The sequence below is a fragment of the Actinacidiphila rubida genome (assembly GCF_900110255.1).
Classification (GTDB): Bacteria; Actinomycetota; Actinomycetes; order Streptomycetales; family Streptomycetaceae; genus Actinacidiphila; species Actinacidiphila rubida.
Genome location: NZ_FODD01000010.1, coordinates 86,304 through 99,037, shown reverse-complemented (window position 1 = coordinate 99,037; position 12,734 = coordinate 86,304). Strand labels below are relative to the sequence as shown.

At 74.2% G+C, this 12,734-nt stretch carries 14 protein-coding genes; 9 read left to right on the top strand and 5 right to left on the bottom strand.

Annotation, left to right across the window (positions count from 1 at the left end; genetic code table 11):
- Positions 1-129: 129 nt before the first annotated feature.
- Entirely contained in the window at positions 130-984 is an 855-nt protein-coding gene (locus BMW99_RS12315; RefSeq protein ID WP_245791404.1) for a DUF3152 domain-containing protein, read from the bottom strand.
- A gap of 236 nt (positions 985-1,220) precedes the next feature.
- Between BMW99_RS12315 and BMW99_RS12310 the strand changes: the two genes are divergently transcribed.
- The 5 genes from BMW99_RS12310 (at position 1,221) to BMW99_RS40725 (ending at position 4,949) form a co-directional block, all read left to right on the top strand.
- Positions 1,221-1,901 (top strand): response regulator transcription factor, encoded by a 681-nt coding sequence (locus BMW99_RS12310; RefSeq protein WP_075016782.1) that lies wholly within the window; start codon positions 1,221-1,223, stop codon positions 1,899-1,901.
- A gap of 25 nt (positions 1,902-1,926) precedes the next feature.
- Positions 1,927-3,363, top strand: coding sequence for a sensor histidine kinase (locus BMW99_RS12305; RefSeq protein ID WP_075016781.1), 1,437 nt, complete (start codon positions 1,927-1,929; stop codon positions 3,361-3,363).
- Between the two features lie 71 nt (positions 3,364-3,434).
- Entirely contained in the window at positions 3,435-3,992 is a 558-nt protein-coding gene (locus tag BMW99_RS12300) for a hypothetical protein (protein ID WP_245791403.1), read from the top strand.
- A 160-nt stretch (positions 3,993-4,152) separates the two neighbouring features.
- A complete protein-coding gene (locus BMW99_RS12295) occupies positions 4,153-4,581 on the top strand; it encodes a DUF2267 domain-containing protein (RefSeq protein ID WP_069465847.1) in 429 nt (142 codons plus the stop codon).
- A gap of 146 nt (positions 4,582-4,727) precedes the next feature.
- Positions 4,728-4,949 (top strand): DUF7489 domain-containing protein, encoded by a 222-nt coding sequence (locus BMW99_RS40725; RefSeq protein ID WP_069465846.1) that lies wholly within the window; start codon positions 4,728-4,730, stop codon positions 4,947-4,949.
- Positions 4,950-5,017: 68 nt separating this feature from the next.
- Here BMW99_RS40725 and BMW99_RS12285 read toward each other — a convergent pair whose 3' ends face one another.
- Positions 5,018-6,283 (bottom strand): hypothetical protein, encoded by a 1,266-nt coding sequence (locus BMW99_RS12285; protein ID WP_218108469.1) that lies wholly within the window; start codon positions 6,281-6,283, stop codon positions 5,018-5,020.
- A 65-nt stretch (positions 6,284-6,348) separates the two neighbouring features.
- Positions 6,349-7,692, bottom strand: coding sequence for a ricin-type beta-trefoil lectin domain protein (locus tag BMW99_RS42020; RefSeq protein WP_245791402.1), 1,344 nt, complete (start codon positions 7,690-7,692; stop codon positions 6,349-6,351).
- A 528-nt stretch (positions 7,693-8,220) separates the two neighbouring features.
- Between BMW99_RS42020 and BMW99_RS12275 the strand changes: the two genes are divergently transcribed.
- The 3 genes from BMW99_RS12275 to BMW99_RS12265 all read left to right on the top strand — a co-directional run bounded on the left by BMW99_RS12275 (position 8,221) and on the right by BMW99_RS12265 (position 9,758).
- The gene (locus BMW99_RS12275; protein ID WP_069465845.1) at positions 8,221-8,463 is read left to right on the top strand and encodes a hypothetical protein; all 243 of its coding nucleotides are present in this window, start codon (positions 8,221-8,223) and stop codon (positions 8,461-8,463) included.
- 147 nt (positions 8,464-8,610) lie between these two features.
- A complete protein-coding gene (locus tag BMW99_RS12270; protein WP_069465844.1) occupies positions 8,611-9,324 on the top strand; it encodes an SDR family NAD(P)-dependent oxidoreductase in 714 nt (237 codons plus the stop codon).
- 62 nt (positions 9,325-9,386) lie between these two features.
- Positions 9,387-9,758: a YybH family protein gene (locus BMW99_RS12265; RefSeq protein ID WP_069465843.1), complete on the top strand. Its 372-nt coding sequence runs from the start codon at positions 9,387-9,389 to the stop codon at positions 9,756-9,758.
- A gap of 63 nt (positions 9,759-9,821) precedes the next feature.
- Here the strand turns inward: BMW99_RS12265 and BMW99_RS12260 are convergent, their stop codons facing one another.
- Positions 9,822-10,652, bottom strand: coding sequence for a helix-turn-helix transcriptional regulator (locus tag BMW99_RS12260; RefSeq protein ID WP_069465842.1), 831 nt, complete (start codon positions 10,650-10,652; stop codon positions 9,822-9,824).
- 127 nt (positions 10,653-10,779) lie between these two features.
- Between BMW99_RS12260 and BMW99_RS12255 the strand changes: the two genes are divergently transcribed.
- The gene (locus BMW99_RS12255) at positions 10,780-11,634 is read left to right on the top strand and encodes an NAD-dependent epimerase/dehydratase family protein (protein WP_075016780.1); all 855 of its coding nucleotides are present in this window, start codon (positions 10,780-10,782) and stop codon (positions 11,632-11,634) included.
- A gap of 80 nt (positions 11,635-11,714) precedes the next feature.
- Here BMW99_RS12255 and BMW99_RS12250 read toward each other — a convergent pair whose 3' ends face one another.
- Positions 11,715-12,728, bottom strand: coding sequence for a formylglycine-generating enzyme family protein (locus BMW99_RS12250; RefSeq protein WP_079138736.1), 1,014 nt, complete (start codon positions 12,726-12,728; stop codon positions 11,715-11,717).
- Positions 12,729-12,734 lie beyond the last annotated feature (6 nt).

Genomic DNA, 12,734 nt, shown 5'->3' with positions numbered 1-12,734 from the left:
ATTCCGTCCTCTGTGTGTGTCGTGGCGGGTGGGAGGGCCTGCGGGGCAAGGGGCGTTGCGGCGCAGCCCTCTTGGCACACTTTGCCCTCACATGGGGCATTTCGCATCCGAGCCGCGGACGGCACCGGTTCACGTCGCCGGAGGGCCCGGGACGAACCGGCCGGCGCTGTCGTAGGGCCAGGCGTTGGCCACGCATCCGTGCAGGCCCTTGATCTGCTGCATCATCACCGGGGCCGGGCGGCCGGGACCGGGGCAGCCCATGTGCCCGTAGCCCAGGAAGTGGCCCATCTCGTGGTTGATGATCAGCGCCCGGTAGTCGTGGATCGGGCCGTCGAACGTGGGCGAACCCTGGACCCAGCGCTTGAGGTTGACCACGACACCGCCGGGCACCTCGCAGTTGTACTCGCCCTCGGTGTCCTGGTGAATGCCCGCCCAGCACAGCGCGTCCGCCGTCCCGGCGGTCGCGATCCGCACCGTCAGGTCGTGCGGCTGGCCGCTGCCGACCAGCTGGAACGAGGCGGCGCCCTTCGTCGTCCAGCCGCGGGGCGCGCCCAGGATGCCGGCGATCTCCTCGGCCGCCCGTGCGGGCGAGATGCCGGTTCCGGTCTCGACCAGCACCTCGTAGCGCAGCAGATGACCGCCGTCGCCGACCCGCGCGCCGGTCGCCTGTGCGGCGGCGAAGTCACCGCTGCCCGTCGCCGGCACGCCGCGCGCGGTCGGCCCGGACGTGGCTCCCGGCTTCCGCGGCGACGCGGCGGGAGCGCGGGTGTCCCCGGGAGGCCGCACGCCGGCTGTGGCGCCGCCGGGCGGCATGTCCCGGGGCGCGGGGCTCGCGGCGTCGCCGCCCCTGCCGTCGAGGGCGACCAGTGCCCAGCCGAGCAGGCCGGCGACCACCACCAGGCCGGTCAGGCAGCCGCGGCCCCGCCGGCGGCGGCTCTGGCGCCGCGCGCCTCGGGTCGGGCCACCGGTGGGGTGGGCGGTCACGGTGCTCAAGGTGGGCGGAACGGGTCCCCGCTGCTGTACCGAACGCATGACAACCGAGCCTGGGGTCGCCGCATGATGACGATGAGCCCGGTTGGTCACGAACACGTCACGAGTGGGGTCCGTGCTCCGGCCGTCGCGCCCGGTCCGCCGGCGTCCTCTGTGATCGTTGTGTAACGGCTGTTCAGCAGGGCTCTTCTGGGCTCGGCGGGCGCATACCGGCTGTCTACACTGTCGGCGTGCCACGAGTCCTGATTGTCGAAGACGACCCGGATGTCCGTAGCGCGCTCGTGTTGGGGCTGCGGCATCAGGGTCACGAGGTCCTCGCCGCCGGAACCGGCGAGGAGGGCCTGGCGCGGCTGCGCCCCTACCGTCCGGACGTCGTCGTGCTCGACCTGATGCTGCCCGGCATCTCGGGCCTCGACGTGTGCCGGCGGATCCGGGTCCGCGACCAGGTGCCGATCGTCATGGTGACCGCCAGGGGCGACGACGTCGACGTGGTCGTCGGGCTGGAGTCCGGCGCGGACGACTACGTGGTCAAGCCGGTCCAGGCCCGCGTGCTCGACGCGCGCATACGTGCCGTGCTGCGCCGCCAGGACGCGTCCGGCTCCGTCACCGCCCGGCCCCGCGCCGAGTCGCACGGCGACCTGGTCATCGACCGGGCCGGGCTCGTCGTGTCGCACCGCGGGGACACGGTCGCCCTCGCGCCCTCCGAACTCCGCCTGCTGCTGACCCTGTCGGCCTCGCCCGGCCAGGTGTTCAGCCGCCAGCAGCTGCTGGAACTGGTCTGGGAGCACAGCTACCACGGCGACATACGGCTGGTGGACGCGTGCGTGAAGCGGCTGCGGGCCAAGCTCGGCGAGGACCCCCCGTACGTCCGGACCGTGCGCGGCTTCGGCTACAGCTTCGCCTCGCCGTGAGCGGCCCGGCCTCCGTGCGGGAGCCCTGGTAGCCGTCGCCAGCGCCCTGACCACCGGCGCCCTCGCCTTCCGGGAGGCGCGCACGGGCGTGCTGCAGCAGAGCCAGGACTCCGTCATCCGCCAGTTCAGGTCCAGCGTCGACTCCGTGGCGGTCTACACCCCGAGTTCCCCGGACGCGTCCGACCTGCAGGCGGCGGTGAACCAGGTGCTCAACGCGAACGAGACGCGCGGATGGACGGTCCTGGCCACCTACGGCAGCGACCGCGCCTACTCGCCGAGTGACGACTTCGACAAGATCAGCCCGGAGCTGCGCCGGTCCGTGCTGACCAAGCGGGCGGCGGTCTTCCAGCGCGTCGGCGACCAGGGGCACCCGTACCTCGTGGTCGGGATGCCGGTCACGTACGCCTCACCCGACAGGTCGCAGACCCGGCTCTCGGGCCTCGTGATGTATCTGGTGGTGCCGCAGAGCGCCGAGCAGTCGTACGTCACGGCGATCGTCAGCGCCATCGAGCACGCCACGCTGGTGGCACTGTGCCTCGGTGTCGTGCTGGCGCTGCTGGCCGCGAGCGGCGTACTGCGCCCGGTGCGGGCGCTGCGCCGGGCGACCCGCCGGATGGCCGAGGGGCACCTCGACGTCCGGCTGGCCGTCAACGGCTCGGACGAACTGGCCGACCTGTCCCAGTCGTTCAACGATACGGCGGCCGCGCTGGAGGAGTCCGTCGCGGAGCTGCGGCGCCTGGAGGCGCAGGCGCGCCGGTTCGTCGCGGACGTCTCCCACGAGCTGCGGACGCCGCTGGCCGCGATGACGGCCGTCACCGAGGTCCTCGACGAGAAGGCGCTGGACCTGGACCGGGAGACGGGCGACGCGCTGCGCCTGGTCAGCGAGGGCACCAGCCGGCTCAGCGGGCTGGTGACGGACCTGATGGAGATCTCCCGCTTCGACGCGGGGGTCGCCGAGCTGAACCTCGACGAGGTCGACCTGGCCGAGTTCGTCCGGCACACCCTGGCCGCCCGCGGGTGGCAGGGCCAGGTGGAGACCTCGGGGCCGCCGCCGGGCGGCCTGCGGACCCGCGTGGACCCGCGCCGGCTCGACGTGGTGCTGGCCAACCTGGTCGGCAACGCTCTGCGGCACGGCGCCGCGCCGGTCCGGCTGGCGATGGGCGTGCGGCAGGAGCCGCCCGGCACGGCGTGGGCCGTCATCGAGGTGACCGACAACGGACCGGGGATCGCCGAGGGCGCCATGCCGCACATCTTCGAACGCTTCTACAAGGCCAGCACGGCGCGGACGCGCAGCGAGAGCAGCGGTCTGGGCCTGGCCATCACGGCGGAGAACGTGCGCCTGCACGACGGGCGCATCAGCGCGGCGAACGTACCGGGGGGCGGCGCCGCGTTCACCGTCCTGCTCCCGCTGCGGCGCGACTCGGATCTGCCCGGCCAGGACGTGGGGGGTGGTGCCCCGTGACGGCGGCGCGCGACGTCTCGGTGCGCGTACCGGGGCGTGGGCGGGCTCGGACGCGGGCTCGGGTTCCCGCGGTGGTGACCGGGCTCGCGGCCGCGCTCGCCCTCACCGCCTGCGGGGTCCCGTCGTCCGGCGTGATCGAGGCCGGCGAACCCGCGACCGGTGTGTCCTCCCCCGCCGCCAGGGCCGCGGCGCCGGGCGCCGTCGCCGTCTACTTCCTCCGCGACGGAAAGCCGGCGCCCTACATCCGCAAGGCCCTCGACCCCGGGGACGTCGGCCTCGTCGTGCGGCTGCTGTTCGCCGGCCCGACCGCCGGCGAGGCCGCGGCCACCACGCAACTGCCGCACCTCGGCAGCGCGCCCGAGGTGTCGGTCGACGGCGTCGTCACGGTCCGCCTCCCCGAGGGCGTCCCCGCACTCAGCCACCTGGCCATGCTCCAGCTCGCGTGCACGGTCACCCGGATCCCGCAGGCCGCCCCGCGGCTCGCGGCCCCCAGCGGCACCGAGACGGCACCGGCCCCGGGTGACGGCGCACAGCGCCTCGACCCGAGCGAGACGGTCCGGGTGCTGGGCGACGGATGGACGATGACCCAGTCCGCCTCGCCCTGCCCGCCCTCCCCACCGCCCCGGTAGCGGGCGGCGGCGGGGCGCGCCGCGACCGCGTGTCACCGGCGGTGACGGCGGGTTCCCCGTGTGCCTCGTCCCATTCGGGGTACGCGGTGGCTGCGCGGCCGTGAGCGGCCTTCCGGGGCGGAACCGCGTCCGGAGCCTCCACGGCGATCAGGGAGGACCGATGCGGCACGACGAGATCATCGGCAAGGTGCAGGCGCTCGCGCAGCTCCCCGACCGGGGCTCCGCGGAGAACGCCACCGGCGCGGTGCTGCGCACGCTCGGCGAACGGATCGCCCCCGGGCTGGCCGAGCACGTCGCCGCGCAGCTTCCCCCGACACTGGGCAGGAACCTGCGCCTGGCGGCGCAGGACGCGGTCGGCGACGGGCGGGACCGGGGTGTGGGCGAGCCGTTCGGCCTGGCGGCCTTCACCGGACGCGTCGCGGGCCGGGCCGGAGTGCCCGACGAGACGGCGCTGCGCGACACCACCGCCGTGCTGGAGGTGCTCGACGGCGCGCTCAGCCCGGAGCTGATGGACAAGGTGGCCTCCGACCTGTCCGTGGACTACGCGGACCTGCTGCCCTCGGGCAGGGCGGACGAAGGACGCCCGTGACGCGTTCCCCCGCACGTCCCGCCTCCCCGCTCGGCGGCGGGACGGCGCTGGGGGACGCGCGTCAGCGATCCGGCATGACAGGTGTCATCCGCAGGACGTGCCTCGGGGCACTGCCCGCCCGCCCGCGGTCTTCCTAGACTCGCCCCATGGTCAGATCACGCAAGCCAGGACAGGACGACCAGTGGGAAGGCGTCGTCGCCGCGAAGTCCCGCGGCATGCTCGACGGCTCGAACATGTACCACTTCGCCGAGGTCCGCCGGGCCGACGGCGAGTCCGCCAGGATCCGGATCAGCCGGCGGCTGTGGAAGTCGGTCGAGGTCGGCGACCGGATCGTCAAGAGGCCCGGCGCCGACCCGGTGAAGGAGTAGCCGGCCCGCTGGAGGAGTGGCCGGCCGGTGAGCGACGAGGCGTCCGCGGCCCGGCACGCGCCCGGTCATCAGCCGAGCGACGCGCCGTCGAGGACAGGGCGGCCGGCGCCCAGGAAGAAGACGCCCGGGTAGCCGGCCGTGGCGAAGCCGTGGCTGGGGTTGCCGCGGCCGGTGGAGCGGACGAAGGTGAGCGTTCCCGTACGGTCGTTGCTGACGAAGAACACGGCCCCGCCGCCCTCCCGCGCGTCGTTGCGGGTGATCAGCGAGCCCGCGATGCGCACGGTGTAGCGGTTGCCGTCGGTGTAGACCGCTCCGCCGCTGCCGCCGCCGGGCGTCCCCGAGCGGGCGGGGTTGGCGCCGCTGCCGATCGCGGAGTTGTACGAGAACAGCGAGTTCGTGATCACCCACGACACCCCGATGCTGCTGAGCGCGCCGCCGTTGGAGCAGCTGCCGCCCTGGCCCGGTGCCCCGCCGAAGGTGCTGCCCGTGATGTACACCGGCAGCCCGTGGTACTGGTCGAGGACGCGGATGGCGGCGCCGCCCAGGTCGGGCCCGGTGGAGTCGCAACGGTTGCGCACGAACCGCGTGTTGACGGCCTTGAAGCGCCCGCCGCGCACGAGCACCGCTCCCCCGCCGCCGCCCTCCGCGGTCTGGCCGGTGGCGTTGCCGTCGGCGAACGTGAGGTTCTGGACGGTCAGTTCGGGACTGCTCTGGTCCTGGCAGTGCGAAGTGGTCCAGCCCTGCGCCTGGTCGCAGGTGTCCATGAACAGGATGCGGTGCCGCCCGCCGCCGCTGAGCGTGACGAGCCCGCCGCCGTCGATGACCACGCGCGCCGAGGCGTTGCGCACCTTGGCCGTCGTGGTGAGGGTGATGACGACGGGGCGCGGCCCGCAGTCGAAGGTGATGACGCCGCCGGCCGCCACGGCCGCGACCACCGCGGCGGAGGTGCAGCCGGCGGGCGTTCCGTGGCCGATCGTGCGGGTCGGGTGCGAGGTGTCGGCGGCGCGCCCGCCCGCCGGGACGGGCTCGTGCCCCTGCGGGTTGCCGGCCTGCTGCGTCACCGCCGGGGTCCGCGGCGCGCCCCTGCGGGTCGCGGAGGCGGTGGGCGACGGGGTCGCGACGGCCGAGCCGATGGAGGGGCCCGAGCCGCCCGCCGGCGACGCGGAGGACGCCGTGGACGCCTGCGTGGTGACGGCGGTGCCGGAGGCCGCGGGGGAACCGCCGGAACCGCATCCGGTCAGCGCGCCCACGAGGGCGGCGCCGGCCGCTGCGGCCACGGCCAGGGAGCGGCGGGGGCGTGGGGACAGGCGCGCACTGCGGTGGAGGGAAGGCACCGGCAGATCGTAGTGCGCCGGGTGGGCCCGCGGTGTCCGTGTCCGGAACCGCGGGCCCGGTGGGGTCAGCTGGGGATGCTCCACTGCTGGTTGGCGCTGTCGGCGCAGGTCCAGATCTGCAGGCGGGTGCCGTTGGCGGAGCTGGGGCCGGTGGCGTCGAGGCACTTGCCCGAGGCGGGGTTGACCAGTTCGCCGTTGGACTGGTGCTGCCAGACCTGCGCACCGGTGCCGTTGCAGTCGTACAACTGCACCTGGGTGCCGTTGGCGGTGCCGGCGGACGTGATGTCCATGCACTTGCCCAGGGCCTGCAGGCTGCCGTCGGAGGCGACGGTCCACTGCTGGGCGTTGGTGCCGTTGCAGTCGTACAGCTGCACCGCCGTGCCGTTGGCGCTGCTGGCCGCGGCGACGTCGACGCACTTGCCGCCGTAGCCGGTGATCTGGCCGGTCTTGCCGGTGCCGCCACCGCCGCCGGAGCTGCCGTTGGTCAGCTGGTTGAAGATCCGCGAGTACGCGTACCCGGCGGGCTTGTCGTAGTAGTCGACCTCCCAGAAGGCCAGCTCCTGGACACCGTTGGAGGCGGCGAAGCTCTCCAGCGTCTGGGCGTCGGACTGGGAGAAGTACTCGTTGTCGTCGTTCTGGCCCGCGATCGGGGTCAGGCCGATCCGGTTGTAGGCGGCCGAGGTGGAGATGCCGTACAGCCCGGCGAGCTGGCTCGCGGTGCCGCGGGCCGCGGACTCGGCGTCGTTCAGGGCGTTCTCGCCGTCGCCGAAGTCCATGGTCATGATGTTGACGGCGCTGACGTTGACGCCCTTGCTCTTGGCGTCGCTCAGGACGCCGTACTCCTGCGAGGGCAGGCCCCCGGGGTCGACGGCCAGGGTGTACGCCACCTGCACGGAGGGGTTCTGCGCCTGGAGCGCCGCGAGCGCCTGGTTGCGGCGCTGGTTGGCGGCGGTGTCGCCCAGGGTGCCGCCCTCGATGTCGAAGTCGAGGCGGGTGATGCCGTAGGTGTTGACGATGTTCGCGTACGCGGCGGTGAGGGAGGACACCGACGTGCAGGTCTGCGCGAGCTCGCCGCCCTCCGCGCCGCCGAACGAGATGATGGCGGTGCCGCCGGCCGACTTCAGCGCGTTGATCTGGGACGTGTACGCGCCGACCCCGTCGCCGCTGGCCTCCCACTGCGCGGTACAGCCGGACTGCGGGATGAGGAAGGCGAGCGTGTAGTACTTCAGGCCGGTGGCGTTCATGTCGGACGCCATGTCGTTGGCCGTGTTGCTGTCGATCTGCAGGTAGGGGGCGGCGAAGTGGGCCGGGAGCGCGGTGGCCGCGTGCGCCTGGCCGGTGCCGAGGAAGGTGGCCGCGAGGGCGACGGCCGTCGTGGCCGCGGGGGCGATGCCGTTTCTGAAACGCATGGGGGGCTCCGTGTGAGGCCGGTGGGCGGGGCGTGTTTCAGGTGGCTGAGCAAGCGGAGTCTGCGCGCGTTCATGACATGCCGTCAAGACGAGTGGCAGGAAACCTTCCTGACCGATCATGCCGACCGTCACCAGGAGGTCCGGTCACGGCGCGCTGACCGGTGCGTTCGCAACTTGGAGGCAGGAAACGGCGGGTGGGCGGCGGATGGCCGCCATGACTCCAGAAGGTAAAGCTTCGGTCAGCACCCGTACGGACCCGCCGCGCGCGTCCGGCCGGTCCGCCCCGGGCGCCACCGGCCCCACGGCCCCCATCGCCACCGCACGTCCCGGCGGCCGGAGCCGGAGTCCGATATGCACGGCATGGCGTGTTTCAGAAACAGCGGCGCGGACCGGCGGCGACCACGCGTGCCTGAGCGCGGGGTTCGCGGGCAGGCGAGTCAGCACGGCGGACGCGGAAGGCGTACGGAAAGGCAGGCGGGAGGCGCACACGGAGCACCTCAGCCGAGACGAGTGAGGAGTGGTGGACGAGTGAGCGCGATACGGGTGACGACCACGGCCGAGGTCGCGATGGAACTGGGCACGTACGGTGCCGAACGGCAGCAGGAGATCCACGAGGCGCTCGACCGCCTGGCGGACGCCTCGGCGATGGGGGTCGGCACGCCCGACGGCGTCGGCCTGCGCGCCGAGGTCCTGCCGGGCCTCACCGCGCACTGGGTGCTGCTGGCACCGCCCGGTCTGGCCGTCGTGTGGCAGGTCGTCGTGGCCGGCTGACGCCCGTGCGGGCACCCGGCCGTCCCCGTGGCGGCCGAGCGCCCGCACGACCCCGCGGCGCGGGATCCGTGCTCCGCGAAGGGGGCTTCCCCGGCGACACACCCCGCAATGCGCGCGCGGACCGGGACGGGCGGGGAGGATCCGCTCATGGACACCGCACAGAAGGTCGCCGTCGTCACGGGAGCCTCGCGAGGCATCGGCGCCGCCCTGGTCACGGCCTACCGCGGGCTGGGGTACGCGGTCGCTGCCGTGGCCCGCTCGGTCGGCGCGCCGGACGACCCGGCGGTGCTGGCCGTGCCCGCGGACGTGTCCGAACCCGGCGCCGGCGCCCGGGTGGTCAGTGCCGTGATGGAACGGTTCGGCCGGATCGACACGCTGGTGAACGGCGCCGGGATCTTCGTCGCGAAGCCGTTCACCGAGTACACCGACGAGGACTTCGACGCGGTGGTCGGGGTGAACCTGCGCGGCTTCTTCGAGATCACGCGCAGCGGCGTCGCCGCGATGCTCACACGCGAGGGCGGCGGGCACGTGGTGTCCGTCTCCACCACCCTCGTCAGCAACGCCGACGCCCGGGTGAACGCGGGAATGGCCGCGCTGACCAAGGGCGGGCTGGACGCGGCGACCAGGTCGCTGGCGATCGAGTACGCCACCCGCGGTGTGCGGGTGAACAGCGTGGCACTGGGCGTGATCCGCAGTTCGATGCACCCGAGCGATCCCGGCGGCGCCCTCGCCGGACTGCATCCGGTCCGCCGCATGGGCGAGGTCGAGGACGTCGTCAGGGCCGTGCTCTACCTGGAGCAGGCGCCGTTCGTCACCGGCGAGATCTCGCACGTCGACGGCGGGCAGAGCGCCGGCCACTGACGTCCCGGACCGCTTGCCGCGCCGCAGCCGCGCACCCGTAGCCACCCCGAGGAGGAACCCCCATGACCGGTCCGTCGGACGACGAGGCGATCCTGCGTACCGTGCTCGACGCGTGGAAGTCGGGCGTCGACGCGCACGAGCCCGAGCGTGTCGCCGCCGGGTTCACCGAGGACGCGATCTTCCAGGGACTGCACCCGTACAGCGTGGGACGCGAGGGCGTCGCCGCGTACTACGACTCCCAGCCGCTGGGCATGACCGCGCGCTACGAGATCCTGGAGACGCGGCGCCTCGCCGACGACCTGGTGCTCGGCTACCAGCGGGTGGAGTTCGCCTTCACCGACCGGCCGCCGCTGACGGTCAACCTCAGCCTGCTGGTCAGGCGCGTGGCCGGCTCCTGGTCGATCGCCCTCTACCAGGTCTCCCTGTTGCCCTGACGGCCCGCCCGCGCGCCCCGGCGGGGTCCACCCGGGCCTGCCCGCTCCCCGGTCCGACCGGCACTACCGGCTGGGGGCCGGCTCCTGGACGCCGCCGACCCGCAGCCGTTCGAGCCGTTCGTACGTCGGCGTGCCCGGCCGCGCCGAATGGACGACGAGCTGCTGGCTGTGGCCGTCGCTGAGCAGCACCTCGCAGTCGAGGTCGAGGACACCGACCACGGGGTGCACGAACCGCTTCGGCGACGGTCGCCGCACCACGACGTCGTGCTCCGCCCACAGTGCCTCGAACTCCTGCGACCGTGCCCGCAGTTCGGCCACGAGAGCGGCCGGGCCCGGGTCGTCGGGCCGGGCGGACGTGACCGCCCGCAGACTCGCCACGTGCGCGCGGGCGTGCTGCTCGTGGTTCTCGGGCGGGGCCAGGTCCCGGGCGCCCGGCTCGGTGAACCAGCGGCGGATGACGTTGGTGCCCGTGTGGTCCCCGGTCAGGGCCACGGACATCGTGTTCTGCGCGAGCATCTCGCCCCAGTCGCTGATCACCGAGGCCGGCAGGTCGTGCAGCCGGTCGAGGATCATCAGCAGCCCCGGGCGGACCTGGTCCGAGGAGGCGCCGGGCCGGGGCGGCTCCTCCCCCGCCAGGTGGAACAGGTGGTCGCGCTCGACGTCCCTGAGCTGCAGCGCGCGGGCGAGGGCGGTGAGCATCTGCCGGGACGGGTGGGAGCCGCGGCGCTGCTCGAGACGGGTGTAGTAGTCGGTGGACATCCCGGCGAGCTGCGCGACCTCCTCGCGGCGCAGGCCCGGCGTGCGGCGGCGCGGACCGGCGCTCAGCCCCACGTCGCCGGGCGCCAGCCGGGTGCGGGCGCGGCGCAGGTAGTCGGCGAGTTCCGTTCTGTCCATGATCTCAGCATCCCCCGGACCCGGGACCGTATCCAGGGAGCGGCGGTCCCTGGATAACCGCGTCTCTCCCGCCGGCGCCGGGGTCCGCGCAGGCTTGAGGTGTGGCGACGACGACGAGGAGGCAGCCATGCTGACATTGGTGACAGGTGCGACGGGCCAGGTCGGGCGGCGGTTCGTGCCGCGACTGCTGCAGAGTGCGGCACCCGGCGACGAGGTGCGTGTCCTGGTGAGGGACGAGGCCCGCGGCGAGCCGTTCGCCGCGCTGGGGGCCCAGGTGCTGGTCGGCGACCTGCGCGACACGGAGGTGCTCGGCAAGGCCACGGCCGGCGTCGACGCGGTGGTGAACGTCGCCGCCGCGTTCCGCGGGGTGCCCGACGAGGAGGCGCGGGCGGTCAACCGCGACGCCGCCATCGAGCTCGGCCGGGCCGCGGTGGCCTCGGGCGTGCAACGTTTCGTGCAGGTCAGCACCGGACTGGTGTACGGGGCAGGGCGGGGCAGGCCGCTGGTCGAGAGCGACGAGACGGTGCCGGGCACCCACCTGTGGGGCGCCTACCCCGAGTCGAAGTGGGAGGCGGAGCGCGCGCTGGGCGCGATGGAGGGCCTCGACGACCTCCGCATCGGACGGCTGCCGTTCGTGTACGGCGACGGGGACCCCCACCTGGACGCCGTGATGGAGTGGGCGCCGAAGTGGCCCGCGATGCAGCGTCTGCACATGGGCCACCACCTGGACGTCGCACAGGGCCTCCGGCAGTTGCTGTACGCGCCCGGCGCGCACGGCGTCTACAACATCGCCGACGACGCGCCGGTCACCACGGTCGACCTCTTCCAGGTCCACGACATGCCCGTGCCGCCGGAGGTCTACGACCGGGAGGCCACGGACCCGTGGCACAGCGTGATGTCGACGGCCCGGATCCGCCACGAGCTGGGCTACCGCCCGCTGGTCCCGTCGGTGTGGACGGCCCGGCAGACGGGGCTGCTCTGAGCGACCCCCGCCCGGACCCGTCCGGCGCCCGCGGACACGGCGGGCGCCGGCCGCCGCGGCGGCGCCGGCACGGGGCGGTGTCAGCGGGCGACGCGGAAACCGATGTTGCCCGTGGAGCTGTCCGGGGTGTTGGAGCTGCGGGCGCCGACGCGGTAGCGGTTGCAGTAGGAGGCGTGGCACAGGTGGGAGCCGCCGCGCATGACGCGGGCGGTGCCGCTCGGAGGGCCGGCCGGGTCGCGGCGCGGACCGGAGCGGTGGAACGCGGGGCTGAACCAGTCGCCACACCACTCCCAGACGTTGCCGACGGTGTTGAACAGGCCGTAGCCGTTGGGGCGGTGGGTCCTGACCGGTACGGTTCCGGGCCGGCTGCCGGGCTCGGGACGGGGGAAGTCGCCCTGCCAGATCGCGAGCATCTTCCGTCCGCCGGGAGCGAGTTCGTCTCCCCAGGGGTAACGCCTGCCGGTCAGCCCGCCGCGCGCCGCGTACTCCCACTCGGCCTCGGTCGGCAGCCGGGTGCCGGCCCAGGCGCAGTAGGCCGTGGCGTCGTGCCAGGAGACGTGCACCACCGGGTGGTCCTGCCGGTCGGCGAAGGCCGAGCCGGGCCCGAACGGCGCCCGCCAGCTGGCTCCTTGGACCGCGTGCCACCACGGGGTGCCCTCCACGGACGTGGCCGGCGAGCGCAGCGGCCCCGGCAGGAACGCCTCGAACACGTAGGAGAAGCCGAACCGTTCGGCGTCCGTGACGTGGCCGGTGTCCTTGACGAAGGACGCGAACTCGGCGTTGGTCACGGCCGTCGGCGAGACCGCGAACGCGCCGATCTCGACCTCGCGGACGGGCCCCTCGCCGTCGGCCGGGACCCCGTCGGGGTCGTCGGACCCCATCAGGAACGGGCCGCCGGGCAGCGCGAGCAGCCCGCGTGCGGCCCGGTCGGCGGCGCGTCCGCGCGGTGGGCGACCGGCGGCGGGGGCCGGCGCGGCCGCGGGCCCGCGGGGCGCGGTGGCCGTCCGGCCCGGCGGGGGCGCGGCCGGTGCCAGGTCCAGTGCCACCGGGCCGTGACCGGCGGCGCAGCAGGACGGGCGTGAAGCGTCGGCCATGGGCCG

What these genes read in the sequence shown, in the direction of transcription:
- BMW99_RS12250 (WP_079138736.1), bottom strand. Translation starts at nt 12,728, where the DNA reads ATGGCCGACGCTTCACGCCCGTCCTGCTGCGCCGCCGGTCACGGCCCG.
- BMW99_RS12255 (WP_075016780.1), top strand. Translation starts at nt 10,780, where the DNA reads ATGCTGACATTGGTGACAGGTGCGACGGGCCAGGTCGGGCGGCGGTTC.
- BMW99_RS42020 (WP_245791402.1), bottom strand. Translation starts at nt 7,692, where the DNA reads ATGCGTTTCAGAAACGGCATCGCCCCCGCGGCCACGACGGCCGTCGCC.
- BMW99_RS40725 (WP_069465846.1), top strand. Translation starts at nt 4,728, where the DNA reads ATGGTCAGATCACGCAAGCCAGGACAGGACGACCAGTGGGAAGGCGTC.
- BMW99_RS12265 (WP_069465843.1), top strand. Translation starts at nt 9,387, where the DNA reads ATGACCGGTCCGTCGGACGACGAGGCGATCCTGCGTACCGTGCTCGAC.
- BMW99_RS12270 (WP_069465844.1), top strand. Translation starts at nt 8,611, where the DNA reads ATGGACACCGCACAGAAGGTCGCCGTCGTCACGGGAGCCTCGCGAGGC.
- BMW99_RS12295 (WP_069465847.1), top strand. Translation starts at nt 4,153, where the DNA reads ATGCGGCACGACGAGATCATCGGCAAGGTGCAGGCGCTCGCGCAGCTC.
- BMW99_RS12260 (WP_069465842.1), bottom strand. Translation starts at nt 10,652, where the DNA reads ATGGACAGAACGGAACTCGCCGACTACCTGCGCCGCGCCCGCACCCGG.